This is a genomic window from Pseudomonas sp. Tri1 (genome assembly GCF_017968885.1).
GTDB lineage: Bacteria > Pseudomonadota > Gammaproteobacteria > Pseudomonadales > Pseudomonadaceae > Aquipseudomonas.
In genome coordinates, this window is record NZ_CP072913.1 from 705528 (window position 1) to 730157 (window position 24630).

At 61.1% G+C, this 24630-nt stretch carries 16 protein-coding genes; 8 read left to right on the top strand and 8 right to left on the bottom strand.

Annotation, left to right across the window (positions count from 1 at the left end):
* The first annotated feature begins 99 nt into the window (after window positions 1–99).
* The 5 genes from cobG to J9870_RS03095 all read left to right on the top strand — a co-directional run bounded on the left by cobG (window position 100) and on the right by J9870_RS03095 (window position 11740).
* Window positions 100–1419 (top strand): precorrin-3B synthase, encoded by a 1320-nt coding sequence (gene cobG / locus J9870_RS03075; protein ID WP_210642654.1) that lies wholly within the window; start codon window positions 100–102, stop codon window positions 1417–1419.
* On the top strand, window positions 1412–2038 hold the full coding sequence (locus tag J9870_RS03080) for a precorrin-8X methylmutase (RefSeq protein WP_047227378.1): 627 nt from the start codon (window positions 1412–1414) through the stop codon (window positions 2036–2038). The genes cobG and J9870_RS03080 overlap by 8 nt, the downstream gene beginning before the upstream one ends.
* Window positions 2035–2769: a precorrin-2 C(20)-methyltransferase gene (locus J9870_RS03085; RefSeq protein WP_185057686.1), complete on the top strand. Its 735-nt coding sequence runs from the start codon at window positions 2035–2037 to the stop codon at window positions 2767–2769. Before J9870_RS03080 ends, J9870_RS03085 begins: the two co-directional genes overlap by 4 nt.
* The gene (gene cobJ / locus J9870_RS03090) at window positions 2769–4463 is read left to right on the top strand and encodes a precorrin-3B C(17)-methyltransferase (RefSeq protein ID WP_210642655.1); all 1695 of its coding nucleotides are present in this window, start codon (window positions 2769–2771) and stop codon (window positions 4461–4463) included. The genes J9870_RS03085 and cobJ overlap by 1 nt, the downstream gene beginning before the upstream one ends.
* Before the next feature lie 221 nt (window positions 4464–4684).
* Window positions 4685–11740 (top strand): TcdA/TcdB catalytic glycosyltransferase domain-containing protein, encoded by a 7056-nt coding sequence (locus J9870_RS03095; protein WP_210642656.1) that lies wholly within the window; start codon window positions 4685–4687, stop codon window positions 11738–11740.
* On the opposite strand, the gene J9870_RS03100 is transcribed toward J9870_RS03095, so the two are convergent.
* Window positions 11741–12337 (bottom strand): MarC family protein, encoded by a 597-nt coding sequence (locus tag J9870_RS03100; protein ID WP_210642657.1) that lies wholly within the window; start codon window positions 12335–12337, stop codon window positions 11741–11743.
* A 252-nt stretch (window positions 12338–12589) separates the two neighbouring features.
* Between J9870_RS03100 and J9870_RS03105 the strand changes: the two genes are divergently transcribed.
* The 3 genes from J9870_RS03105 to J9870_RS03115 all read left to right on the top strand — a co-directional run bounded on the left by J9870_RS03105 (window position 12590) and on the right by J9870_RS03115 (window position 14844).
* Window positions 12590–13399: a hypothetical protein gene (locus J9870_RS03105; protein ID WP_210642658.1), complete on the top strand. Its 810-nt coding sequence runs from the start codon at window positions 12590–12592 to the stop codon at window positions 13397–13399.
* 63 nt (window positions 13400–13462) lie between these two features.
* On the top strand, window positions 13463–14167 hold the full coding sequence (locus tag J9870_RS03110; RefSeq protein WP_210642659.1) for a hypothetical protein: 705 nt from the start codon (window positions 13463–13465) through the stop codon (window positions 14165–14167).
* Window positions 14164–14844 (top strand): hypothetical protein, encoded by a 681-nt coding sequence (locus J9870_RS03115; RefSeq protein WP_246883071.1) that lies wholly within the window; start codon window positions 14164–14166, stop codon window positions 14842–14844. The genes J9870_RS03110 and J9870_RS03115 overlap by 4 nt, the downstream gene beginning before the upstream one ends.
* Before the next feature lie 37 nt (window positions 14845–14881).
* Here the strand turns inward: J9870_RS03115 and J9870_RS03120 are convergent, their stop codons facing one another.
* The 7 genes from J9870_RS03120 to prmA all read right to left on the bottom strand — a co-directional run bounded on the left by J9870_RS03120 (window position 14882) and on the right by prmA (window position 24588).
* Window positions 14882–17659 carry a hybrid sensor histidine kinase/response regulator gene (locus J9870_RS03120; RefSeq protein ID WP_210642660.1) on the bottom strand — a complete coding sequence of 926 codons (2778 nt, stop codon included), beginning with the start codon at window positions 17657–17659 and terminating at the stop codon, window positions 14882–14884.
* A gap of 99 nt (window positions 17660–17758) precedes the next feature.
* Window positions 17759–19054 (bottom strand): phosphoribosylamine--glycine ligase, encoded by a 1296-nt coding sequence (gene purD, locus J9870_RS03125; protein ID WP_210642661.1) that lies wholly within the window; start codon window positions 19052–19054, stop codon window positions 17759–17761.
* A gap of 188 nt (window positions 19055–19242) precedes the next feature.
* Complete coding sequence (gene purH / locus J9870_RS03130; protein ID WP_210642662.1) at window positions 19243–20850, bottom strand: bifunctional phosphoribosylaminoimidazolecarboxamide formyltransferase/IMP cyclohydrolase; 1608 nt, start codon at window positions 20848–20850, stop codon at window positions 19243–19245.
* Window positions 20851–20933: 83 nt separating this feature from the next.
* A complete protein-coding gene (gene fis / locus J9870_RS03135; RefSeq protein ID WP_025211617.1) occupies window positions 20934–21254 on the bottom strand; it encodes a DNA-binding transcriptional regulator Fis in 321 nt (106 codons plus the stop codon).
* Window positions 21251–22258: a tRNA dihydrouridine synthase DusB gene (dusB, locus tag J9870_RS03140; RefSeq protein WP_123345044.1), complete on the bottom strand. Its 1008-nt coding sequence runs from the start codon at window positions 22256–22258 to the stop codon at window positions 21251–21253. Before dusB ends, fis begins: the two co-directional genes overlap by 4 nt.
* A gap of 185 nt (window positions 22259–22443) precedes the next feature.
* On the bottom strand, window positions 22444–23679 hold the full coding sequence (locus J9870_RS03145; RefSeq protein WP_210642663.1) for a DUF3426 domain-containing protein: 1236 nt from the start codon (window positions 23677–23679) through the stop codon (window positions 22444–22446).
* A gap of 30 nt (window positions 23680–23709) precedes the next feature.
* Window positions 23710–24588 carry a 50S ribosomal protein L11 methyltransferase gene (gene prmA, locus J9870_RS03150; RefSeq protein ID WP_210642664.1) on the bottom strand — a complete coding sequence of 293 codons (879 nt, stop codon included), beginning with the start codon at window positions 24586–24588 and terminating at the stop codon, window positions 23710–23712.
* Window positions 24589–24630 lie beyond the last annotated feature (42 nt).

Genomic DNA, 24630 nt, shown 5'->3' on the forward strand with positions numbered 1-24630 from the left:
TCGCTTCAATCCGACCGGCAAGCTTTTCATGACCCCCGGCAAAGCAGGCATAATGTCGGTCCTTCGCCGTCATGGCGTGCCTTATCTTCCGGTCTGCCCTTGAACGAACGTCCATCCTCCAACGTCATACGCCCCTCCGGTTGCCCGGGGTTGCTGCGGGTTGTCCAGGCGTTGGACGGTGGGATCTGCCGGATCAAGCTCGATGGCGGTTCCATTCAGGCGGGGCAGGCCGAAGCCGTGGCGTCGGCGGCCGAGCGGTTTGCCGGTGGCGTGATCGAGGCAACCAACCGTGGCAACCTGCAAATCCGCGGCATCGGCCTCGAACACGGCGCGTTGATCGAACAATTGCTGGCCGCCGGGCTTGGGCCCCGAACCCCGGCTGGCGACGACGTGCGCAACCTGATGCTCAGCCCCTCGGCCGGGATCGACCGGCAGATGCTGTTCGACACCGGCCCGTTGGCCGCGCAGATTCTCTTCACCTTGCAAACCCATGAACGCTTCCATGAGCTGTCGGCCAAGTTCGCCGTGCAACTGGACGGCGGTGAAGCCATGGCGATGCTTGAACATCATCATGACCTGTGGCTGTCGGCCCTGGTCCGCGACGGCGAGACTTGGCTGGCCTTCGGCTTGGCCGGCTCCCCACTGGATGAGCCGGCAGGCCGGGTCCCCGTGGCCCAGGGGCACGCGTTGGTGGTGACAGTGCTGGAATTGTTTCTCGACCTGGCCCGCCCGGACCAGACACGCATGCGCCACTTGCTGGCTGAAATCCCCACGGATGAGTTCATGAGCCAGTTGGCCAGCCGTGTGCCGTTGCAACCGTGTCTCGATTGGCAACGGGATGTATCCATCGACGGACTGCACATCGGTATTCATCCCCAGCACGATGAGCGGGTCTACGTCGGTGGCGCGGCGCCGCTTGGCCGGCTCGACGCGCACATGCTGCGCGGGGCGGCGCAGTTGGCACGGGAGAAGGGCGACGGCAGCCTTCGTTTTACCCCTTGGCAAAGCCTGATGTTGCCCAACGTGCGCCGCGAGGAGGCCGAAGGAGTTCTGGCGCGGCTTGGGGGATTGGGCTTTTTTTGCACGGTCGACCAACCCCTGGCGCAACTCATTGCCTGCACCGGCTCCAGTGGCTGCGCCAAGGCCCTGGCCGACACCAAGGCCGACGCCCGCCAACTGGCCGAGCTGCTGCAAGGCCAGGGCCGGGTCCTGAAGGTCCATCTATCAGGCTGCCAGCGTTCCTGCGCGGCGGCCCATATCGCGCCCGTCACCTTGCTGGCGGTCGCTCCCGGTCGTTACGACCTGTATTTTCGCGATGCCACGCTGCCGGGTTTCGGCGCGTTGCAGGCACACAATCTGACTATTGAAGCGCTCGGCCACTGGCTCGACGCTCGCCCCCGGAGCCCCCTTGATGCTTGATTACATCCGCGACGGTCAGGAGATCTATCGCAACTCCTTCGCGATCATTCGCGCCGAGGCCAACCTGGCGCGCATTCCGGCCGACCTGGAAAAACTCGCGGTGCGAGTGATCCACGCTTGCGGCATGGTCGAGGCCGTCGATGGCCTGCAGTTTTCCGAAGGCGCGGGCACGGCGGGGCGCCAGGCGTTGGCCGCGGGTGCGCCGATCCTGTGCGATGCGCGGATGGTGTCCGAAGGCGTGACCCGGGCTCGGCTGCCGGCGAACAACCCGGTGATCTGCACTTTGCGCGACGAGAGCGTGCCGGCGTTGGCCCTTGAGCTGGGCAACACCCGTTCGGCCGCCGCCCTGGAACTGTGGCGTCCGCACCTGGAAGGCAGCGTCGTGGTCATCGGCAACGCGCCGACCGCGCTTTTTTATCTGCTGGAAATGCTCGACGCTGGCGCGCCGAAACCGGCGCTGATCCTCGGCTTTCCGGTGGGCTTCGTCGGCGCCGCCGAATCCAAGGCGATGCTGGCGGCCAACAGCCGTGGCGTGCCGTTCGTGATCATGCAAGGCCGCCTGGGCGGCAGCGCCATGGCCGCCGCGGCCGTCAATGCCCTCGCTACGGAGATTGAATGATGCAGCAGCCTGGACGTCTGATCGGCCTCGGCGTGGGCCCTGGTGACCCGGAACTGATTACCGTCAAGGCCCTGCGCCTGCTGCGCGAATCGCCCGTGGTGGCGTACTTCGTCGCCAAGGGCAAGAAGGGCAATGCCTTCGGCATCATCGAGGCGCATTTGCAGGACGCGCAGACCTTGCTGCCGCTGGTCTACCCGGTCACCACCGAAGCCCTGCCGGCGCCGTTGTCCTATGAACAAGTGATCGCCGATTTCTACGACACCGCCGCCGAACAGTTGGCCGTGCACTTGGATGCCGGGCGCGACGTGGCGGTGATCTGCGAGGGCGATCCGTTCTTCTACGGCTCCTACATGTACCTGCACGATCGCCTGGCCGAGCGCTATGACGCCGAAGTCATTCCCGGCGTGTGCTCGATGCTCGGTGGCGCCTCGGTGCTCGGTGCGCCGCTGGTCTATCGCAACCAGAGCCTGTCGGTGCTCTCCGGCGTTCTACCCCATGAAGAACTCAAGCGGCGTTTGGCCGATGCCGATGCGGCGGTGATCATGAAACTGGGGCGCAACTTCCCCAAGGTTCGCCAGGTGCTCCAGGAACTGGGCCTGGATGGGCGCGCGCTGTACGTCGAACGGGCGACCATGGCCAACCAGAAAATCGTACCGCTGGATGACGTCGAACCGATGTCCTCGCCGTACTTCTCGCTGATCATTGTGCCGGGCGAACGGTGGCAAGGCTGATGACATCCAAGACAGCGGCCATCGTCATCCTCGGCCCGGGCAGCCTCGCCACCGCTCGGCGGATCCAGCAGCGCTACCCTGATGCCCTGATTCACGGCCTGAGCGGACGGGTCGAGGGCGCGGATCGTTCATACCTCGAATTCGGCGCGACGTTGCGCGAGCTCTACCAACAGGACACGCCGATCATCGCCTTGTGCGCGGCCGGCATCGTCATCCGCACCCTGGCGCCGCTGCTGCTGGAAAAAGGCCTCGAGCCGCCGGTGCTGGCGGTGGCTGAGGATGGCAGCGCCGTGGTCCCGCTGCTGGGCGGCCTGGGCGGAGTGAATGTCATGGCCCGGGAAATCGCCGCCGCGCTGCAAGTCGCGCCGGCGATCACCACCAGCGGTGAATTGCGTTTTGGCACTTGCCTGCTCAATCCGCCGAGTGGCTACAGCCTCGGCGACCTGGAGCAAGGCAAGCGGTTTGTCTCCGATCTGCTGGCCGGTGAATCGGTGCGCATCGAAGGCGCCGCGCCGTGGCTGGATCAGGCGCAGTTGCCTGAGGATATACAGGCACGGCTGGCGATCCGTATCGACAGTGCTGCGGGAACACCCGCGGCGGATGAGCTGCGGATTTATCCGCGCAATGTGCTGGTGGCGTTGAGTGCAGGGGCGTCGGCGGACATCGGCGCGATCCTGAAGGAGGCCGGCCTCGCGCCGCAGTCGCTGGCGTGCCTGTTGGCGGCGGACAGCGACATGGCCCGTGCTGAGTTACACGAAATGGCGTCGGCCTTGGGTGTGCCGCTGCGTTTTGCGGCGGCCAATAGCAACCTCGAAACGTGGTTGAGCGATGCCCTCGGCCAACCCGCATCGCTACAGGTCATGGGCAGTCATGCCATCGCCGTGGCCGAGCAGCCCCTCGATCCGCGGCAGATCGGTCGCCCGCGCGGGCGCCTGGCGGTGATCGGCCTCGGCCCGGGCGCTGCCGAGTTGATGGTGCCGGCGGTGCGCGCCGAACTCGACCGTGCCACCGATGTGCTGGGCTACGAAACCTATGTGCGCATGGCCGGGCCCTTCCGGGCCGATCAGGTGCAGCACTGCACTGACAACCGCGAAGAAATGCAGCGTGCCCGGCATGCCTTTGAACTGGCGGCCCAGGGGCGGTCGGTGGTGGTGGTGTCGTCCGGCGACCCGGGCGTGTTCGCCATGGCTGCCGCCGTACTGGAAGCATTGCATGAGTCGACGGATGCTCATTGGCACAACGTCGATTTGCAGATCCTGCCGGGTGTCTCGGCCTCCCTGGCGACCGCCGCCCAGGCGGGTGCGCCGCTGGGCCATGACTTCTGCGTGATGTCGCTGTCGGACAACCTCAAGCCCTGGTCGATCATCGAGAAGCGCCTCGACCTGGCGGCCGAAGCCGACCTGGCCCTGGCCTTCTACAACCCGATCTCCCGTTCCCGGCCATGGCAGTTGGGTCGGGCGCTGGAGATCGTCGGGCAACATCGCACGGCGCAAACGCCTGTGGTGCTGGGGCGCGATATCGGTCGTCCGGGGCAGACGTTGCGTGTCACCACGCTGGGGGCATTGACCCCGGATCAAGTGGACATGCGCACCATGGTGCTGATCGGTTCCTCCACTACCTGCGTGTTCCCGCGCGCGTCCGGCGCCAGCTGGGTCTATACGCCTCGCTGGTATGGATCCAAGCCAGCCTCCTGAATGAGGGCGGCCTGCCTGGCCGCCCTGTTCGATTGCAACTCTCGATTCTCGTCATTGAATCTTGAATCTTTGAAATGCATTGAAAGCCTTCCTGTTTGAGTTGTTGGGTTTTAGGCGCTAGTTTGTCTGCCTTCTATCGTTTCTTAGTTTTGCCTGGTGCGGCGGTGGATCTTTATTTATTTTAGTCTTGCTATTAGTCAAGTTGGACGAGGAGTGTTTTTATGCAGGATGCAGAAGTTAGAAGCAGCGACGGCCTGGTAAAGTTCATCAGTCTTTTCAAGTTGTCGGATCTTGAACAGGCGTTGTCGCCGTATAAAAAAAGCGAACAATACGAGGCGGTCCTCCGTTATTACTTTGCCTGTATCGCTACGCCGGAATCCCACAGGCTGCTCGAACCATTGGGGCTTTTGAAACAGACGCTGGCCCAGCTATTGGGCAACCGCAGGGTCAAGCGTAGCCAGGACGGGCGTGTGTCTGGTCCCGCCGGGGCTGGTGTGGATCTGGCGCAGATATACGACAAAATCGAGCATCACGAAGCACGCCTTCAATTCAGTAGCGAGCAAATGAGAAAGTTGCCAGCGGAGGTGCCCAAGACGTTGCACTTCGTCTGGCTCGGTGGCGGACTTGGCGACATCCAGCGCGATTATCTCAATGTATGGCGACAGGTATTGGCCCGGCACGGCTATGCCCTGAATCTTTGGTATGACAGTGATGCGTTACTGGCGTGGCAAACCAATAAGCTTATTGTTGAAGCCGCCAAGGCCGATGTCTTTTTACATGATGTAGATGAGCGTATTGCCGAAGTTGATCTGGGTGCCCTGTATAACGAACGGGCCATTGTCCTGAAACAACAGATGCAAGCCCATATCAATGCCGCCGTGGCGAAGGGCGGATCAGCCGACGAAGCCCGGCTGGATTTACTGACCCGCGCCTATGGTCAGGATGCGCAAGTGCTGCGCCAACAGTTGGAACGCAATCGTCGCAGTATCCTGGCCATGGACGGCTTCAAGTTGCGTGACCTTGCTGCCGGTGCAGTTTCGTTGCAGTTGCAGGATGTCTATGACCGAGAGATGCGGTTGCTGGGCAATATGGCGTCGGCGTCGGATGTCGTGCGCGCGGAAGTCCTGTTTGCCGAAGGTGGCGGGTATACCGATATCGACCACCTTCCGCCGTTATCGGCAACCCTGGGCGGAGTCGACATCAGCGGTTTTGGCCATGATGCCCGTCTGGGGACCCTGCAATTACTGCTGAACGAGAATCCCGAATGGATGCCCGGCCGCCAGGCTTCCTCCCGTTATCGCGCGCATATTCCCGCCGAACATCTGCCAACACTGGAAGCGTTCGCGCGAAGCCGGCCAAGCTTGAGTGAGGTCTTCGAGTTGCCGGCGCAGCGGTCGGCCCGACCTTTCGCGTTGCGTGCCCTGAGCATGGAACTGTCGTTATCCAATGCATTTCTGATGGCCCATCCGGGCGCCGAGATTCTTCAAAGCGTGATCGACCGTCTGCGCTCCAACTATGAGTTGGTTGACGCGTCGGTCCAGTTGGCTGCCCAGCGCGATGTCGCATTGAGCGACGTTGCCGGCATGTTGACCCTGGTGGAAGAAGTATTCGAAAAAAACCATGGGCCGCTGAGCCGCCTGCCGATGGGCGAAGTGCTCAGGGTGATAGCGCGGATATCGGGCGTCGCGACCCACTTCGGCGACGGCATTCGCTTCGAAAGCGAAGGAACCGTCCATCTGACGGGCCCCGGCGCCATGCGCGACGGCATGGCTGACTACGCGAACGCGCACTTGAGCGCGGCAGTTGCCAAGACTTTGCACGAGGAGGCTGGCGTTGCCCCCTATCTGACGGTCAATGGCGCCACGGAAGAGGAGCAGGATCACTCCTGGAAAGAGAATGGAAACGATCCCGAGAAATGGGTCAGCAACGAGCAGGCGCGTTGGCGCGAAGGTCAGTACAAGGCCCGCTACAAGGGCGATATCGCGCAGTTGCTCAAGCATTCGACGATTGAGTTTCAGCAGGGATGGCCGCTGATCGAAGGGCGTGCGGTGCTGCTGACCGATGTGCTTGAGCGACTGGTCGAGGGGCTCGGCGAGCCATTCATCGAGGCGATGAGGCAGGGGCATGACGGTGAGATCCGCTTCGAAAAGCCGCTGCCGCTGAGTTTCGATGACCGCGAGCTCATCAAGAGTCAGGCGCCCGACGCGCTTGTTCCGGTCTTCCTGAGTGACAAAAAAATGCGCGACCAGGGGATCGATGAGGTGCTGAGTGACATCGCCAATGGCTCTCGTCGTTTCATTGAAGCGAGTCCTTTGCAAAGACTGGCACTGGGCGTGTTGTTGGGGCTGGATTCCCTGGACAACCCACATTTCAATGCGGCCACCAGTGAGCTGGAGAACCTGGCCAATGGCGTCGCCGAGCAGGGCGTTTCCGGGCGTTACGCGGTCATCGAGCGCCAGTTGTACAAGCGCAAGGCCGCGAGGTTCATGAGTGGCCTGGGGAGTGATCCGACGTACGCGTCGATGCCATCCGACAGCGCTCTGGAACTGAAAAGAACCGCCTTGAAGGAGGCGCGGACCCTGTATCAATGGGGGCGGCATGTCGGGCGGATCCAGAAGGTGGCCACCCTTGAGCACCGTATCCAGGTCATCGAGCGGTCAGGGCAATTGCTTGATGGGTTCGGGCATAACGGTGTGCAGATGGTTCCCCAGGATTTGCTGCTCAACCGCGATGGCGAAACGATTGGTGGGCGTTGCTATCCCCTGGCGCTGGTGATGAGTGCGGCACTTGCGCAGGGTGATGCCGCCTCCGGGCACTTGCGCGAGCGCTTCTTTCTGGCGGTGCTGGAGCCGGGGCAAGACGATTCCCAAGGCTTTCTACAAGCGTTGGAAGAGCTGCGAGACGTACCGATGAGTGACGTTGGTCGCACGCTTGGACAGGCTAGCCTCGATCAGGTCACCGCCGCTCTGGAGAAACACGCCGGCCCGCGTACGCTGATGCTCAACTCTGACAATCATTCGATGCTGGTGGCCAAGACCGTCAGTGCGGAACGCGCCACCTATCATTTTTTCGACCCCAATTTTGGTTTGTGTAAATTCGAGCAGCCGGATGCGTTCCGACGTGGTCTGGAGCATTTTTTCCAGAAAGAGGGCATGGCTCGTTATTACGCCGCCTATGGCAGCGAAGCTCGGCCTGAATTCGATCTGATCGACCTGCAAAGTGAAAAGGTCGCGGCCTGGCAACTCTCCGATGGGTTCACGGTCAAGCACCTGCTGCAACCCGGGGCTTTGTCCGGACCGTCGCAACGCCCCATCAGGCAGCGGGTGGCCAACGCACGTGGGCAATCGCTGCAAAGCAATCCTCGACTGGGTAGCTGTCTGCTGGCGCTGGATGGCCATTGGTGGGGCCAGCAGATCGAGCAAGTGACGACCCATCTTCAGCAAGCCAATCAGCTGGCGCCGCACCTTGTGCCGTTGTTCGAAACCCTGGAGGTCATGTCGAACGGGTCGTACCGGATGAACCTGATCGATCCGCAAAAGCCTGAGCAGTTGGTACGGATCGTGACCGACGACCATCGACTCTTGCGGATAAAGAACTACCTCTCGGAACGCTTTTCGGTCCTGGCCAACAGACCTTCCGTGCCGAGCGATCCGACCGAGGTGGGCAGCGTCCACACCCTGAACGCCGGGTTCGCCATACAAGCGCTGATGAACGCCTTGCGGGGCCGAGAGGGGCCTGAGCGGCCATTGAGCCTGGCGGTCCGGTTGCATGCCTATGTCAATTACGCGCAATTGATGCATGGCAACGTGGCCGATATCGCCGGCCTGGTCGGCCTGGTTCGGCAGGCACTGGCCCAGGAGAAGCTGATTGCCCATACCGTCGCGCCAGTGGTCAAGGCGGCAGTGGGAAGCAGTGTGAGCGAAGCGACCGGGGGGTTGCTGCAATTGGCGAATGTCGGGTTCGACATCTACCAGCTGTCGACCACCCAAAACGAAGTCGAGCGCGCTCAGTTCGGTACCCAACTGGCGTTCGACTCGGCCAGCCTGATGTTGTCGGTGGGCGCCTACGCCGCCGGAGCCACCACCGCTGGAGCAGTGCTGGGCGGTGCTGCCGTGATGTTGGGTGGGTTGGCAGTGGGGGTGGCGGCGTTGGCCCAGGGTTTTGCCACCATTGCCGAAGAAGCCAAGCAGGTCGGGCTGTTTTTCGATGAGGTGGCAACCGCCCATCTCCAGCCCTATCGCTCTGATGCCAGCGGTGGTGCGTGGTTGCCGCGTTCATCGCTGATCGTTCATACGCTGGACCTGACCCGCGCCGAGCTGATGCTGGACAGCCCCAAGTTGTATCCGTTGCGCGATCATTTCGGGGTGCCTACCTTTGATGACGATTACGAGCGGGTGATCGATATCCGTCGAGAGCTGAATCTGCCAGGTCGAGCCCGATTCACGCCACCGGCAGGCTCGGTCATCGTCCTGCCCTGCACACCGCAAACCTGTTACCGCTACGAGTACAAGGCCTTACCCTTCGCCGGGCTGCGCCATGACACCGGGTTCGACACGGCCCGGCGCCTGGAGAAAAAGACCGCGCAGGGAGGATGGCTGTTTCTGTTTTCCTTCTACTCGTTCCCCAGTGACTACATCCTCTATCGCCTGGTCCCGGATTATCGACCGACAGCGATCAAGGTGTTGCTCGATGGCATCGATCGCTCTCTGGTGGTGCCCGTGCTGCCACCGGCCTGGCACGGAAAAATCACCTATGAGATCCAGGGCGCCGGCAAGCGCTGTGCATTGGTGCTCCATCCCGGTGTGAGCCTGACCCTCGATGCGACGCGTCCGTTGAACTCGAGTTGGGTGTTGGACGCCCCTTGGGCCCAGGAGAGTGATATCCGGATCGAGCGTTACGCAAGACTGTTCATCGGTGACGTCCAGGTGACGCTCAGTGGATCGGGGCGTCATGACGTGCTGCTGCGGATCAGCCAGAACCAAGTATTCAAGATGGAAGCGGGCAAGCTCGTGGTTGTCGAGCAGGAGGTGCCTGCGAGCATGGATAGGCAGGCCTTGCAGGAGCACTTCAGGACCCTTGCCAGGCAACACCGCCTAGCGATGCCGTATACGCCGGTTCATCGTTACCTGGTGCCGTTCGAGAAGCCGGACGAGCCCCGCTACGTCACGGCCTGGTACGACGCCAAGGACGACCGTTTCCTGTTCATTCGCGATGAGCTGCCGGGCGTCGATGCGGCGGTGCTGGGCGCGGTGGCGGGCGGCTCCTGCTATTTCTACGACCCACAGAACCTGATCATCTGGCAAGCCGACGCGGTCACCGGGCTGCTGAGCCATCGCTATTGGTTGCGCAGTACAAGGAATGTGACTGCCACCATCCAGCGTGTCGAGGCGGATGCGCAGGGGGTGATTCATGTCGTGCAGCACATCACTCGCCAGGATCAGACCCGCGATGTACTGGTGTATGTGATCCATGAAGGGCAACTGCTGCTCAGTTCGGTCACGCGCGATCTGGATCCGGCGCTGGAATCCATTTTCAGCGCCAGCGAGACATTGGCCGACTGGTCGCAGGTCTTGGGCGGCGAGTACCCCTTTGTCCCGACTGTGGGCACCGAGGACAGCTTTGCCACCGTCAATTGGCAACCGGCGCCCTTCGTTTCGGTCTGCTGGAAGAGTGAGGCGCAGTTACGGGACATGGCCTGGGTTCGCCACAGGGACGGCTTGATCGTTCGTCCTTCGTCCAGACGCAACCAGGACCGTGGCTGGCCCGACTCGATCAAGAATATGACTGATTTGACGCTGCTCACGCTGGCGGACGACCGCGATATGTTCGTGGTTTATGACCGGCTCAGAAAGGAGCTATGCCGCAGGCAGCGAACCTTGGTCGCGGGCAAAGGGCAGTGGTCCAACAGGTGGTTGCAGTCCGACAGGCTGGAGAATGTGATCGCTGTCGAGAGCGGCTACGTGGCGCTGACATCCGATGGCCGGTTTTTCAACCTGACGAGCCAGGGCGACCTCGTGCTGGGCGGCGTGAACGAGGCATGGTTCAAGGATCGGGAGCATTGGTGGTCGGCGTTGGAGTCGCTGGCCCGGCAATACGCGAGCGAGCGCTTTGCCCTCATCGGCTTGAGCAACTTCAACGACGATGCCAAGTTATGTGCCTGGTATGTCGGCAACCGGCTGTTGCTGGCTGACCTGGGACATGCAAAGGAAGTCCGCCTGCTTGGCGCCACCCCGGACGGCGAGGCAGCGTGGTTATTCGATGTGTCGAGCGGCGAGGTCTATCGCCAGGCCTTTATCGATCCGCAGAAACTGGAGGCGGCTTTTGGCCAGGGTTCACGTTTGCTGCAGGCTGATGCATTGCCGCGTGCGGAGCGTGAGTGGGCGCCCTGGCAGTTTGTCGAGCTGAAGTCTGAAGGTGTGGGGCTGCGTGGCGTGACATTCGAGGGGGTGGTGCTCGCGTTACGAGACCAGGAGCCGGCCTCGATCACCGGTGTCACTCATGAGTGGGTTGTCGCTCAGGATGGCCGGGAGCATGAGGGGCTCAGGCAATTGGTGGCCCAGTCGTTCCATAGCGCACTGCTGTCGGTGGAGGAGCCCGGGAACCTGAAGTGGTTCGTCGCCAGGACCGGACGTGTGATCCGGGTTCCCAGGGCCGCCATTCCGGAGTCCTTCGAGTTGTTGGGAACCCAGCGGCAGACCCAGGTATTACTTCATGAAAGCAAGAATGGACAGCTGTTGACCTTGCCCGGCACGGGGCAAATGGGACCACTCAGTTATGTCCAGCGTGAAGGTGAGGTGCTGGTTGTCGAGGGCCAGGAGGTGAAAATCGATGATCTCCTGGCGCTGATGCCGGACGGTGTCACGACCCTGATCCTGCGCATGGGGCAAGGCGCGGTGAGTTACCGGCTGTCAAAAGCGGCCTGGTTGCGGGTCAAGTCGGTCATCCTCGACTGCCGCCATTCCCTGGGCAACGCGGTGACAATCCCCGGCAAATTGATCTGGGACCTGGATGAGCCTGCCCCGTTGTTGCTCAGTCGCGTCCATGAACACCTAGTGATCATTGATCCGGACAGTGGGCACAGTGTGATTGTTCGTGAGGTGTATGCGGCAGATATCAACTTGCGCGGGGAAGTCCTGCTCAGTTTTGGCGGGAGTCGGCATTATGCCGTTTCGACCCTGATAGAGCGGTTGGATGCCTTGCCGGACGCCCAGGGCGGCGTCACGCTCAAGGCGTTGTCGAGCGTGTCGCCTGCGGTGGAAACCAATGAGGTGGGTTGATTACGGCACCAGATAGCCTTTGACCCCGGTAAAGATGATCTGCGCCGCCAGCGCGCAGACAAATAGCCCCATCAGGCGGCTGACGATCTGCAAGCCCTGGTCGCCCAGAATCCGCTCGATGCGGCTGGACAGGTACAGCACCACGCCAACGGTGAAGCTGGCCAGGGCGATGCTGATGATGGCCATGAGTTTGTCGTCCCAGTGCGGTTGACTCACACCCATCACCAGCAGGGCGCCGATGGTACCGGGGCCGACGGTCAATGGAATGGTCAGCGGGACGATGGCCACGTCCTGCTGCACGTTGTCGGTCTGGACGGCCGACTTGCCTTGGGCCATGCCCAGTGCCGAAATGAACAGCACGCTGCCGGCGCCAATGCGAAACGCGTCCACGGTGATGCCGAACACGCTGAAAATCACCCGCCCGAACAGGTACAGCAATACGCTGGACACCAGCGTCGCGGTCGCGACCTTCCAGGCCAGGCGGCGTTGTTCCTTGCGTGAGTAGCCGCGAGTCAGGCCGATGAAACACGACAACACGAAGAAGGGGCTGTAGAGCACCAACATCTTCAAGTAAACGCTGAACAGCACATGGAGCATGGTCGAGGCTCACGACGAATGAAATTGGCGTGGAGTTTATCAGGCGCCGGGGGTGTCTGTCGGCTCGCCGTGAACATGAAATTTTTAAGTGCCGAAAACTTCGCTTTATTGTGGGAAAGCGGAGTGTCGTTGAAATATTAGTGTCGAAGGCATTATGTGTCGTTACAGTTTTGCAGTTGTTGTTCGGGGTGGGTTTGAGTCATGTTGTTCTCGGGGTCCATGGAGGGCCTTAATTAAATAAGGAATATATCTATGAGTGTTAATTTTGATTCGGTTTTAACCTTGGCTGATCGTCTTGATCGGCTGAATAGTTATGAAATCATGCCGGAAAATGTTGTTGTTTCTTCGCGCACTGTTGCAATCAATCCTGTCGGGTATAAAGCGGCTGTGGAAAAGCCGGACCGCGCTTCGATTGTCGGGGAAAGTATCCTGGCATTCGTCTCGGGAATGACTGAGCAAAATCAGGCGGATATCCAGCATTCCTATCTGTATGCATCGCTGGCGGCGAACAGGGCGTATCCACGGGAAGATCAAGGTAGAGAGTGGTATCAATTCTTTATGCAAGTCATGCAAGACTGCGGCTGGACGATCCTGCAACGCTATTACGACACAGTCGCGGCATCGGGCAGGAGCTTCAAGATGGATCAACTGGTGTTGAGGATCCTGGGTTCGGCCGTGGCTGCCGCCGCTGTTCCTGGTCCAACGTCGGCACTGATGCTTAAAGTGGCAGGTGACGCAATAGCCGCGCTGCAAAGCCGTGACAAGCCACTTCAACTCTTTGATCAAAATATCAGGGAGACCGGTGCGGGCGGTTTTGGTGTGGCGACCTGCCACGAAACCCCACACGGCGAAGTCATCATGGCATTGGGGGCCGTGCGTTTCATTAATCGGACGAATCAGACAAAAGTCCTGTTTGTGAATTGGGACAGCAGTTCGGTCGATCTGTATCGCGGTGAATGTCATATGACCATGGTGCCGTCAATTATTAATCGGACCCGCGCCACCATCATTGCAAGGTTGGGTGATCGTGCGCAGAAAAAGATCGAAGAGTATGAGATTTAACCTCATGTGATCTCTTGGCGACTACGCAGTGGTCGCCATCCCTTAGCGAATCAGGTGATTATAATGAGTGATGATTGTTCGGTTTTTATCAATGCCGGAGCTGTTGTCTTGCTGTCAGCCGATATGCTGGAGCAGGAGAAGTGCGATGTAATGAATTCGGTGTTGTTTGCGCAGTTGGTAGCCAGTAAGAAGTATCCAGCTCTTTCTTCGTCGGGTGAATGGTATGGGGCATACCGGGAAGTATTACAGAACGGTTGGGTGCAAAAGGCGGTAACGTGGGACAACTTTACACTCGATACTCCATCAAAATACACCATGATGTCTTGGGTGGAAAAACGACTGGGGGCGTATGTTGGTCAAACAAAAATGACTGAATTCACGCGCCTGTTGAATCGTGTCGCTCAATTGCCTTGCGCCTTGCCGGCCATTGAAGGATTGCGCGAGTGGGTTCAGGGCCCCAAATCCCCGGAGCTTTCGTGCAGGGTCAGGCTGCAAGTCATTCTGGCCCAGCGAGGGCCTGTGCTGAATGTTGTCTGCTTGGAGTTTGACACCAGGCACAGTACCGCTAATCCTCTTGGGCCACTTTTCTCCACCGATCCGGTACCGGGCACAATTCAACTGCGGTGCTTTCAGGCGAACTTGTCCGATGCGCTCTATGCGCCTGTTCGCGATGCAATTATCAAGAAACTCGGGGATAAGGCCGCCGGGAACATCTTTGATATTTCCGACGCAGTTGAGCATGGAGTGACGGGGGCTGTGTCTTTATGAATGACATGGGGATTCGACCGGCCAATGGGCAGGTGCTTCTGCGCAGTGACACTCCGGCAGCTGCCGTGGTGGGCGGCAGTATCGTGTCATTTGATGAGGGACTGTCCCTCCAGGATCGAGAAGATATCTACCTGAGCAACCTGTACGCGCAATTGGCAACACGTTCGGCCTACAAGGACGGTTTGGTCGGCAACTGGTTTGACTATTACAAAAATAAACTCAGGTATCTGGGATGGGATTCGGCGCGTCCTGTCAGTGCCGGGCGGGCGGGGCAGGGATTGATGGCCGATAGCGTTTCGCGGCAAATATCCCGGTCATTTGATGAACGTTTTTCCCGGCAGGCGAGCCAGGCGTTAGGAACCCTGAGGCGTAATCCCGATGCGCTCGAGGTATTTGAAAGAACAAGCCTGATGCGTGACACGGGATGCTTCCAGGTGATTCCCTGCACGCCCAAGTCTTCCGGGAGAATAGAGATAGGGCTCTACCACAAGCAGTTCCGCACCCGCAGAACGGTTTCGAGATTTCTGTTCTGGCCGATAGAGGACGTGGTGGAAAGCAGCCAGGAAGAAATGGCGGTTATTACATTCAACACGCTGCACTACGCAACGTTCAGAGAAAAAGTCGCCGCCGCGGTGATGAGCGAGACAGTCCGCCATCTGCATGCGTTGGAACTTTGAACAGAGCGGCGGGGCCCGCTGACCGCCATGTCGCCGCCTAGGATGTGTGCGCCGCCGACCTGTTCTGCTGATCACGCTGGGCCACCCAGTGCTCGATCAGCTCGCGCAATTGCGACAGCTCCACCGGCTTGGCCATGTGCCCGTCCATCCCGGCCTGACGGGCGCGCTCCTTGTGTTCGGCCAGGATGTGCGCGGTGAGCGCCACTACGGGGGTGCGGGTCCGCTGGTTGCCCATCTCCCAGGCGCGCAATTGCTGGGTGGCGGAAAAGCCGTCGAGGATCGGCATCTCGCAGTCCATCAAGACCAGATCGTAGCGCTGCTCCTTCATGGCCTTGAGGGCTTCTTCGCCATTGCTGGCGGTGTCGGGTTGCAGGTTGAGCTTGCCGAGCATGCCGCGGATGACCTTGGTGGAAATGCTGTTGTCCTCGGCCACCAGGATGCGGAAATCGCTGGGCACTTTCACCGGGATGACCGGCCCAGCGTTCGCTGGCATGTTCGGCGCCTGGCCCTTGTTGCGTTGGTTCAGTTCGTCCGCCAGGGTGGTCTTGAGGGTATAGCCGGCCACTGGTTTGGCAAGGATGCGCTTGACCCCGCTGTTGCGTGCAACGATCTTGCTCGGCGCGTTGCTGATGCCGGTGAGCATGATCAACAGGATGTCGTGGTTCAGGCTCGGGTCTTCCTTGATCTTGGCCGCCAGTTGCATGCCGGTCATGCCGGGCATGTTCTGGTCCAGCAACACCACGTCGAAATAGTCCCGCAGGTGCGCCTTGGTGCGCAGCAGCGCCAGGGCTTCCTTGCCCGACGGCACCGCACTGACATTCAGGCCCCAGGCACTGCACTGCTGCACCAATACCTTGCGACAGGTGTCGTTGTCGTCGACGATCAGCACGCGTGCCCCTTGCAGCGGGCTGTCGAGGTCGGAGGTCGGATGTTCGAGGCGGTCCGGGTCCAGTGGCAAGGTCAGCCATAAGGTGCTGCCCTGGCTGCTGCCGCTTTTGATGCCGAATTCCCCGTGCATCAGGATGATCAGCTGGCGGGCAATGACCAGGCCCAGGTTACCGCCCAGGCGCGTGGCCGAGAGGAAGTTCTTGCTGTGCAGCTCGGCATGCATCAGCGTGTCGCGCTCTTCGGCGTCCATCGGCGATCCGCTGTCCTGTACGGCAATGCGCAGGCGCGGCTGATTGCTGCGCTCGTCGAGGGCCACGACGATCAACACCTCGCCTTCGTCGGTTTTTTTCAAGGCGTTTTCCAGCAGGCTCAGCAGCGCCTGGCGCAGCCGCGTCGGGTCGCCGCTGATGACCCGTGGTACCTGGGGTTGGATGAAGCTGATCAACTCGACATTTTGCTGCTCCGCCTTGGCGCGGAAGATGCTCAGGCAATCCTCGATCAGGGCATTGAGGTCGAACTGCACATCGTCCAGTTCGATCTGCCCGGATTCGAGTCGGGAAATGTCGAGGATCTCGTTGATCAGGGTCAGCAGCTCATTGCCGGCGCTGTGGATCGTCTGCACGTAGTCACGCTGCTTGACCGACAGCGGCGTGCCCAGCAGCAGCTCGGTCATGCCCAGTACGCCGTTCATCGGGGTACGGATTTCGTGGCTGATCTTGGCCAGGAATTCGGCCTTGGCATTGATTTCTGCATTGCTCGCCGCCAGGTCGCGGCTGATGCTGAAACGGCTCTCGTTGATGGAGCGCTGGCGTTCACCCAGGGCAACGCTCATCAGCAGGCCGCTGATGCAGATGAATACCAGCAAGGTGACGATCAGGCCCTGTGGCGGGACTTCCGTGAGACCTTGCAGGGCCGGCAGGATGATCAGTGTGCCGAGGTTGAAAACCACCATCGCCGCGACGAACAGCCGGGCCGGGCGGTAACCCTTTTGCCAGTGCCAGGCACTGACGAACAACATGCTCAGGCCGGCCAGGGCCACCAGTGCATAGGTCATGATATTGAGCGGCAAGGTGTTGACGAACAACAGCAACAGGCTGCACAGCATGACCAGCACAATGTCCCCCAGCAGCAGCCGGTTCAACGGATGCGGCCCCAAGGGCGCGAAAAAACGGTAGGCGAACATCAAGCCACAGGGCGCGGTGAACAGCAGCGCCAGGTAGGCCCCGGGTGTCTGGATCGCAGGCCAGTCAGGTAACCACGGCCCCGCCAGATTCAGCAGCAGTACCAGGCTCAGCATCAGCAGACCTTCACAGGCCGCCAGCCACAAGCAACTGCGTGAACGGGTATAGGCGTAGCGGGTGAGGTTGTGCAGGATCAGCATGGCGATGCAGCCGAACAGCAAGCCATAGATCAGCGTCTGGTTCTGATTGGCCGCCGCCAGTACCGCCGGTTGCAGGGTGACGTAGGGGCGCAGTTCGTGTCGCGATGCCAGTCGCAGGTAGACGTCCAGCGGTTTATCGCTACGCGGCAGCGCCAGCATGAAATCGCTGGTGGGCACGGGGAGTTCGGTGCGTGGCAGGGTATCGCCGCTGATTTGTTGGTCAACCACGGCATCACCGTCCAGCACATAGAGATTCAGGCGAGACAGGTCGGGTGCGAAGATGCGCAGGATTTGTTCATGCTTGTCGGGTGCCAGCCGAAAACGCAACCACAGTGCCCCGCCAGGTTCGGCTGCTTTGAGCCGGTCCAGGTCGATGGGGCTGAATTGATTGGTGTAGCGGGCAGAGCGGATGTCGCTGAGCGTCAGGTCGCCCTGTTCGTCGAGCAATACCGCCCAGCCACTGCCTGGCGCGGCCTGTGCCGGGAGCATGCAGAGCAGCGTCAGCAGGGTGACGGTTAAGCCTATGGCAATCCTGAGCCAGCGCACGGCGAAATCCCTTCGTAGGTTGATGCCAGATTATAACTATGCGCGGCGCCCGAGTAGACAGGCAAGGGTCACCGACCCTTGCCTGTCTGAATGACCGGATTATTCCAGACTTTCGCCGCGCTCGCGGGCAATGGCGCGATAGCCAATGTCCTTACGGTAGAAACAGCCTTCCCAATCGAGCTCAGTGGCAAGCTTGTAGGCCTGCTGCTGGGCGGCGTCCACACTGGTACCCATGGCGGTGGCGCACAGCACGCGACCACCAGCGGTGACCACTTGGCCGTCCTTCAATGCAGTACCTGCGTGGAACACCTTGCCTTCGAGCTGGGCCGCTGCGTCCAGACCCCGGATCACGCTACCCTTGGCGTAGTCGCCCGGATAACCGCCAGCCGCCAATACCACACCGACGCTTGGACGCGGATCCCACTGGGCTTCGACCTTGTCCAGCGCCTGGGCCAGGGCGGCTTCGACAAGCAACACCAGGCTCGATTGCAGGCGCAGCATTACCGGCTGGGTCTCAGGATCGCCGAAACGGCAGTTGAATTCGATGACTTTTGGGTTACCAGCCTTGTCGATCATCAGCCCTGCGTACAGGAAACCAGTGTAGACGTTGCCTTCTTCGGCCATGCCGCGCACGGTCGGCCAGATCACCTGGTCCATGACCCGTTGGTGCACTTGGGCAGTGACCACCGGGGCCGGGGAGTAGGCGCCCATGCCGCCGGTGTTCGGGCCGCTGTCGCCGTCGCCGACACGTTTGTGGTCCTGGCTGGTGGCCATTGGCAAGACGTTCTTGCCATCGACCATGACGATGAAGCTGGCCTCCTCGCCATCGAGGAACTCCTCGATCACCACCCGGGAACCGGCGTCACCGAAGGCATTGCCGGCCAGCATGTCGCGCACGGCGTCTTCGGCTTCGGCCAGGGTCATGGCAACGATCACGCCTTTACCGGCGGCCAGGCCGTCGGCCTTGATCACGATCGGTGCGCCTTTCTCGCGCAGGTAGGCCAGGGCGGGTTCGATTTCGGTGAAGTTCTGGTAGTCGGCGGTCGGGATCTTGTGGCGCGCCAGGAAGTCCTTGGTGAAGGCTTTCGAGCCTTCCAGTTGCGCGGCACCTGCGGTCGGACCAAAGCAATCCAGGCCACGGGAGCGGAACAGGTCGACCACACCGGCAACCAGCGGCACTTCCGGACCGACGATGGTCAGCGAGACGTTCTTCTCGGCGAAGTCGGCCAGTTGTTCCAGGGCCAGCACGTCTATGGCGACGTTTTCGCACTTGGCTTCGATGGCGGTGCCGGCATTGCCCGGTGCCACGAAGACTTTCTGTACACGCGGATCCTGAGCCACTTTCCAGGCCAGGGCGTGTTCGCGGCCACCGCTGCCAATGATCAAAACATTCATTTCAAAAACCTCGGATGACGCTGATTCTGTTTGGAGCCTAGGGCATTTTGTGCCGTAGGAGGTCGCAATGAAGTCGGTAGATGCAAGGCGGAGTCGACCTCGATGAGCGGAGTTGCCTTTTGGCAATGAGCATCATCGAGGTCGGCTCCAACGCAGCAGATACCGGCTTCAGTGCGGCCGTCGTCTTGTTAGTGACGGAAGTGGCGCATGCCGGTGAATACCATGGCGATGCCAGCCTCGTCGGCCGCAGCAATCACTTCTGCGTCACGCATCGAGCCACCCGGCTGGATCACCGCGGTGATGCCGACCTTGGCCGCGTTGTCGATACCGTCGCGGAACGGGAAGAACGCATCGGAGGCCATGACCGCGCCCTGTACCTGCAAACCGGCGTGTTCGGCCTTGATTGCGGCGATGCGGGCCGAGTTCACGCGGCTCATCTGGCCAGCGCCGACGCCGATGGTCTGACGGTTCTTGGCGTAGACGATAGCGTTGGACTTGACGTACTTGGCGACTTTCCAGGCGAAGATCAGGTCGTTGATTTCCTGCTCGCTCGGGGCGCGCTTGGTCACCACTTTGAGGTCTTCGCTGCCGATCATGCCGATGTCACGGCTCTGTACCAGCAGGCCACCGTTGACCCGCTTGTAGTCCCAGGCCGGCGCACGGTCGGCCGACCATTGGCCGCAGGCCAGCAAGCGTACGTTGGCTTTGGCGGCGACGATGGCGCGGGCTTCTTCGCTGACCGAAGGCGCGATGATCACTTCGACGAACTGACGCTCGACGATGGCCTTGGCGGTCTCGGCGTCCAATTCACGGTTGAAGGCGATGATGCCGCCAAATGCCGATTCGGTGTCGGTGGCATAGGCCAGTTCGTAGGCCTGGCGGATGCCGCCCTCGGCGTCCGGGCTGACGGCCACGCCGCATGGGTTGGCGTGCTTGACGATCACGCAGGCGGGCTTGACGAAACTCTTCACGCACTCCAGCGCGGCGTCGGTATCGGCCACGTTGTTGAACGACAGTTCCTTGCCTTGCAGCTGGGTGGCGGTGGCGATGCCGACCTCGGCAGGCTTGGCTTCCACGTAGAACGCCGCGCTCTGGTGCGGGTTCTCGCCGTAGCGCATTTCCTGGGCCTTGATGAACTGGGTGTTGAAGGTGCGCGGGAATTCGCTGCGATCTTCTGTGCTCAGGGTTTGCGCGGCCTGGTTAACGGTGCCCATGTAGTTGGCGATCATGCCGTCGTAGGCGGCGGTGTGTTCGAAGGCCTTGAGCATCAGGTCGAAACGCTGGGCGTAGGTCAGGCCACCGGCCTTGAGGTTCTCCAGTACGTTGGCGTAGTCGCTGGCGTTGACGACGATGGCCACGTCTTTGTGGTTCTTGGCCGCCGAGCGGACCATGGTCGGGCCACCGATGTCGATATTTTCGATGGCGGTCGGCAGGTCGCAGCCTGGCTTGTTGATGGTGGCTTCGAACGGATAGAGGTTGACGGCCACCAGGTCGATCGGCTTGATGCCGTGTTCGTTCATGATGGCGTCGTCGATGCCGCGACGGCCGAGGATCCCGCCGTGGATTTTCGGGTGCAGGGTCTTGACCCGACCGTCCATCATTTCCGCAAAACCGGTGTAGTCCGCGACTTCCACTGCGGCGACGCCGTTATCCTGCAGCAGTTTGAAGGTCCCGCCGGTGGAGAGAATCTCGACGCCCAGCTGTTGCAGCTCGCGGGCGAATTCGAGGATCCCGGTCTTGTCAGAGACGCTGATCAAGGCGCGGCGGATCGGCAGGCGGGTGGTCTGGTCGGTCATTTCAATTTCCATCAAAAGCAAGGGAAGTCAGCAAAAAAGGCGACCGTTTTTTATGCGGGCGCCTTTCTGGTTTGATTGAATGCTTACAGCAGATCGTACTGCTTGAGTTTCTTGCGCAGGGTGCCGCGGTTCAGGCCCAGCAGCTCACTGGCCTTGGTCTGGTTACCCTTGACATAGTTCATCACGCTTTCGAGCAGAGGCGCCTCGACTTCGGAAAGCACCAGGTTGTACACATCCGTGACGGCAGCGCCCTCAAGGTGGGCGAAATAATTGTGCAGCGCCTTCTCGACACTTCCGCGAAGGGTCTGACCTTCTTCGCTGGGCGTGTTGAGGTGCTGTTTCAAATTCACGTTGTCGCTCACGGGTGTTATTCCACTCACTAAAGTCTCGGTCATCATCGTCATGCGGCCACCCCTTCGTCCCCTGTCAGGCTCTTGTAACGCTCAGCGAAGAACGCCTGAACGTCGGCGCATTGTGCTTGCGTACCATCCAAACGATTGAAACGGGCGCGAAACTCCCTGGCGCCCGGCAGGGTTGCGAGATACCAGCCCACATGCTTGCGTGCGATGCGTACACCCATGACTTCTCCATAGAAGGCATGCAGCGCGGCCAGATGCTCTAGCAGAATACGTTCCACCTCGGACAACTGCGGCGCAGCGAGCTTTTCGCCGGTGCGCAGGAAGTGTTCGATCTCACGAAAAATCCATGGCCGCCCTTGGGCGGCCCGGCCGATCAACAGGCCGTCGGCACCGGTCGCATCCAACACGTACCGGGCCTTCTCGGGCGAATCGACGTCGCCGTTGGCAAAGACCGGAATCGACACCGCCTGCTTGATCGCGGCGATGGTGTCGTACTCGGCTTCACCGGTGTACAGGTCGGCACGGGTGCGGCCGTGGACCGCCAGCGCCGTGATACCTGCCTGTTCGGCGATCTTCGCCACCGTCAGGCCGTTCTTGTTCTCCCGGTCCCACCCGGTGCGGATCTTCAGGGTCACCGGCACATCGACTGCGGCGACGACGGCCTGCAGGATCTCGGTGACCAGGGCTTCATCTTTCAACAGTGCCGAGCCGGCGGCCTTGTTGCAGACCTTCTTCGCCGGGCAACCCATGTTGATGTCGATGATCTGCGCACCCAGCGCCACATTGGCCCGGGCCGCCTCCGCCAGCATCTGTGCGTCGCCACCGGCGATCTGTACCGAGCGGGGCTCGGGATCGCCTTCGTGGATCATGCGCAGACGCGATTTGCGGGTGTTCCACAAACTCATGTCGCTGGTGACCATTTCCGAAACCACCAGACCTGCGCCCAGTCGCTTGCACAGCTGACGAAAGGGCTGGTCGGTGACGCCCGCCATAGGGGCGAGAACCAGGCCGTTCTGCAATGTATATGGGCCGATGCGTACCGCCGACATAGGACTTCCCTGAAGTGGGGCCGGATCATGAGACTTCGAAAAAGGGTTGGCATGATACCCGCTCTCGATGACTGGATAAAGGTCGGATTGGATAAAATCTGAACAGCTATTTTGTTATCGCCAGCGGTTTGGTCTGGGTGGGCCAAGTCAGAAAGCTGTCGTCAATCGGCCGACCCTGGCCGGTTTCACTCGGGCGAATGGAAGCTCAGGCTGTAGTTCACCGCTTTAGGTCCTGGGTCGAGGATGTCCAGTGCGATGTGGATGGGTGTCTGCGGCGGCATTTCGCCGCGGCCTTCCAGATCGCCTCCCAGGTATTCCCCGGGCTTGAAGCGGCGGCTGGCGATCAGGTGCCCGTTCAGATCGGCGAAACGCAGCTCCAGCAACGGAAAAGGCTGGGAGAAGGGCGCACGGTTGTAGATGATCGCGTCCACCACCAGGGCGCCGCTGAATTCCGGATGGCTGCGTACCACCAGGTTGCTGCTCTTGATCTTGGCGATGTCGACCTTGGATGGAACGTCGCAGCCAATACTCGGGCAGATTTGCAGGAACCACGGGCGATACTGGTCCTGGCGGGCCAGCTCGTCAAAATGGTAGGCAATGTACTGGCCGGCCAGGCCTGCGCTGGCGAGCAGTATCAACAGGCCCCACAACAAGCGTCGGCCCCAGGGCGAGCGGCGCTTGCGCCAGTCCAGTTGCAGCGGGTCGTCGTCCAGGTCGTGGAGGGCTTCGGCGCGTATCCCGGGCTCATGGCGTTCGCGTGTCTTGCGCGGCGATACCGGTTGGATCGGCTCTTCGTCGTGATCGTCGTGATCATCCGTGGCGGACAGGCGTTCGAGATGTTCGAGGGGCTCGTCGTCTGGTTCCAGGCGCAGGGTGACAGGTTCTTCGTCCGGCTCCAGCGGTTCCAGCGCCAGGGACAAGGATGGCTCGGTGCGAGGTGGTCGGGCCGGCTCATGGGGCGCGAACGACTCGACGATGGGCTGGATGACGGCTTCGGCGCGCTCGGCAGGGGATTCGCTGTACAGGCTGTCGGACCAGGGCTCCTGCTCGTCGGGGAGAGGGTCGCGTTGCGCGCTCAGGTTGTCTTCACGGCGGCGGCCGAAGGTGTCCGGTGCCCGCTTGTCGCGCCGTTCCAGGCGAGCCAGTTCCTTGTCCAGGTCATCGAGGTCCAGCTCGGCGGCGGTCCACTGCTTCTGGCTGATCGCTCGGGGTGGTGCTTCTGCGGTGGGACTCTTGATCGGCGGCGCCAGGGGCGTGACGGTTTCCTTGCTGGCATGTTGCTCCAGCAATTGCCGCGCGGCATTGAATACTTGCAGGCATGAGCCGCAACGAACCACTCCGCGAGCCACGCTCAATTGGCCATGGCTGACGCGAAAACTGGTGTGGCAATGCGGACACTGGGTGACGAAACTGTCAGTCATGCGGCAATCCGGTCGATACAGGCGGCCATTCTAGCGCCGACGTCCGGTGATGCGCACCCAGCCATCGCGATTGGCAATCGGATCCAGGTCAAAGTCCGCGGCATAAGCGGCGGCGACTTCTTCGCCCTGTTCGGCGAGGATGCCCGACAATGCCAGGCGCCCGCCCGGCTTGACCAGGCTCGACAGCTGTGGCGCCAGGGACACCAGCGGCCCGGCCAGGATATTGGCCACCAATACGTCGGCCTGGACCTGTGGCAAGTCCTGCGGCAGGTACAGCGGGAACAGTGCTTCGGCAATGTTGTTGCGCCCGGCGTTGTCGCGGGATGCTTCCAGGGCCTGGACGTCGATGTCGGTGCCAACGGCTTCCCTGGCGCCCAACAGGAGTGCGGCAATTGCCAGGATCCCCGAGCCGCAGCCGAAATCGAGGACGTTGCAGCCCGCCAGGTCCTGGCCGTCGAGCCATTCCAGGCACAGCGCAGTGGTCGGATGCGTGCCGGTGCCGAACGCCAGGCCCGGGTCCAGCAGCAGGTTCACCGCATCCGGTTCCGGCGCGGCGTGCCAGCTGGGGACGATCCACAGGCGTCGGCCGAAGCGCATTGGCTGGAAGTTGTCCATCCAACTGCGCTCCCAGTCCTGGTCTTCGATCACTTCGCTGTGATGCTCGGGCAGCGGGCTGCCGGTCAGCAGCTCAAGATGGGCCAGCACGCTGGCGGCCTCGGTGCCGCCTTCGAACAGGGCCAGCAGGTGGGTGTGGGACCACAGCGGCGTGGTATTGAGTTCCGGCTCGAAGATCGGCTGGTCTTCGGCGTCCATGAAGGTCACCGATACCGCGCCTACTTCAAGAAACGCGTCTTCGTAGGTTTCGGCTTGTTCCGGGCTGATGGCCAGACGTACTTGCAGCCAAGGCATGGCGGGCACCTTTGGAAAAAATCTACAGGGGGCAGCGCAGGG

Coding starts and splice junctions, on each gene's coding strand:
- J9870_RS03145 (WP_210642663.1), bottom strand. CDS start 23,679: ATGACTGACAGTTTCGTCACCCAGTGTCCGCATTGCCACACCAGTTTT.
- J9870_RS03115 (WP_246883071.1), top strand. CDS start 14,164: ATGAATGACATGGGGATTCGACCGGCCAATGGGCAGGTGCTTCTGCGC.
- purD (WP_210642661.1), bottom strand. CDS start 19,054: ATGAATGTTTTGATCATTGGCAGCGGTGGCCGCGAACACGCCCTGGCC.
- fis (WP_025211617.1), bottom strand. CDS start 21,254: ATGACGATGATGACCGAGACTTTAGTGAGTGGAATAACACCCGTGAGC.
- J9870_RS03095 (WP_210642656.1), top strand. CDS start 4,685: ATGCAGGATGCAGAAGTTAGAAGCAGCGACGGCCTGGTAAAGTTCATC.
- J9870_RS03105 (WP_210642658.1), top strand. CDS start 12,590: ATGAGTGTTAATTTTGATTCGGTTTTAACCTTGGCTGATCGTCTTGAT.
- dusB (WP_123345044.1), bottom strand. CDS start 22,258: ATGTCGGCGGTACGCATCGGCCCATATACATTGCAGAACGGCCTGGTT.
- J9870_RS03110 (WP_210642659.1), top strand. CDS start 13,463: ATGAGTGATGATTGTTCGGTTTTTATCAATGCCGGAGCTGTTGTCTTG.
- J9870_RS03080 (WP_047227378.1), top strand. CDS start 1,412: ATGCTTGATTACATCCGCGACGGTCAGGAGATCTATCGCAACTCCTTC.
- cobJ (WP_210642655.1), top strand. CDS start 2,769: ATGACATCCAAGACAGCGGCCATCGTCATCCTCGGCCCGGGCAGCCTC.
- prmA (WP_210642664.1), bottom strand. CDS start 24,588: ATGCCTTGGCTGCAAGTACGTCTGGCCATCAGCCCGGAACAAGCCGAA.
- J9870_RS03085 (WP_185057686.1), top strand. CDS start 2,035: ATGATGCAGCAGCCTGGACGTCTGATCGGCCTCGGCGTGGGCCCTGGT.
- J9870_RS03100 (WP_210642657.1), bottom strand. CDS start 12,337: ATGCTCCATGTGCTGTTCAGCGTTTACTTGAAGATGTTGGTGCTCTAC.
- purH (WP_210642662.1), bottom strand. CDS start 20,850: ATGACCGACCAGACCACCCGCCTGCCGATCCGCCGCGCCTTGATCAGC.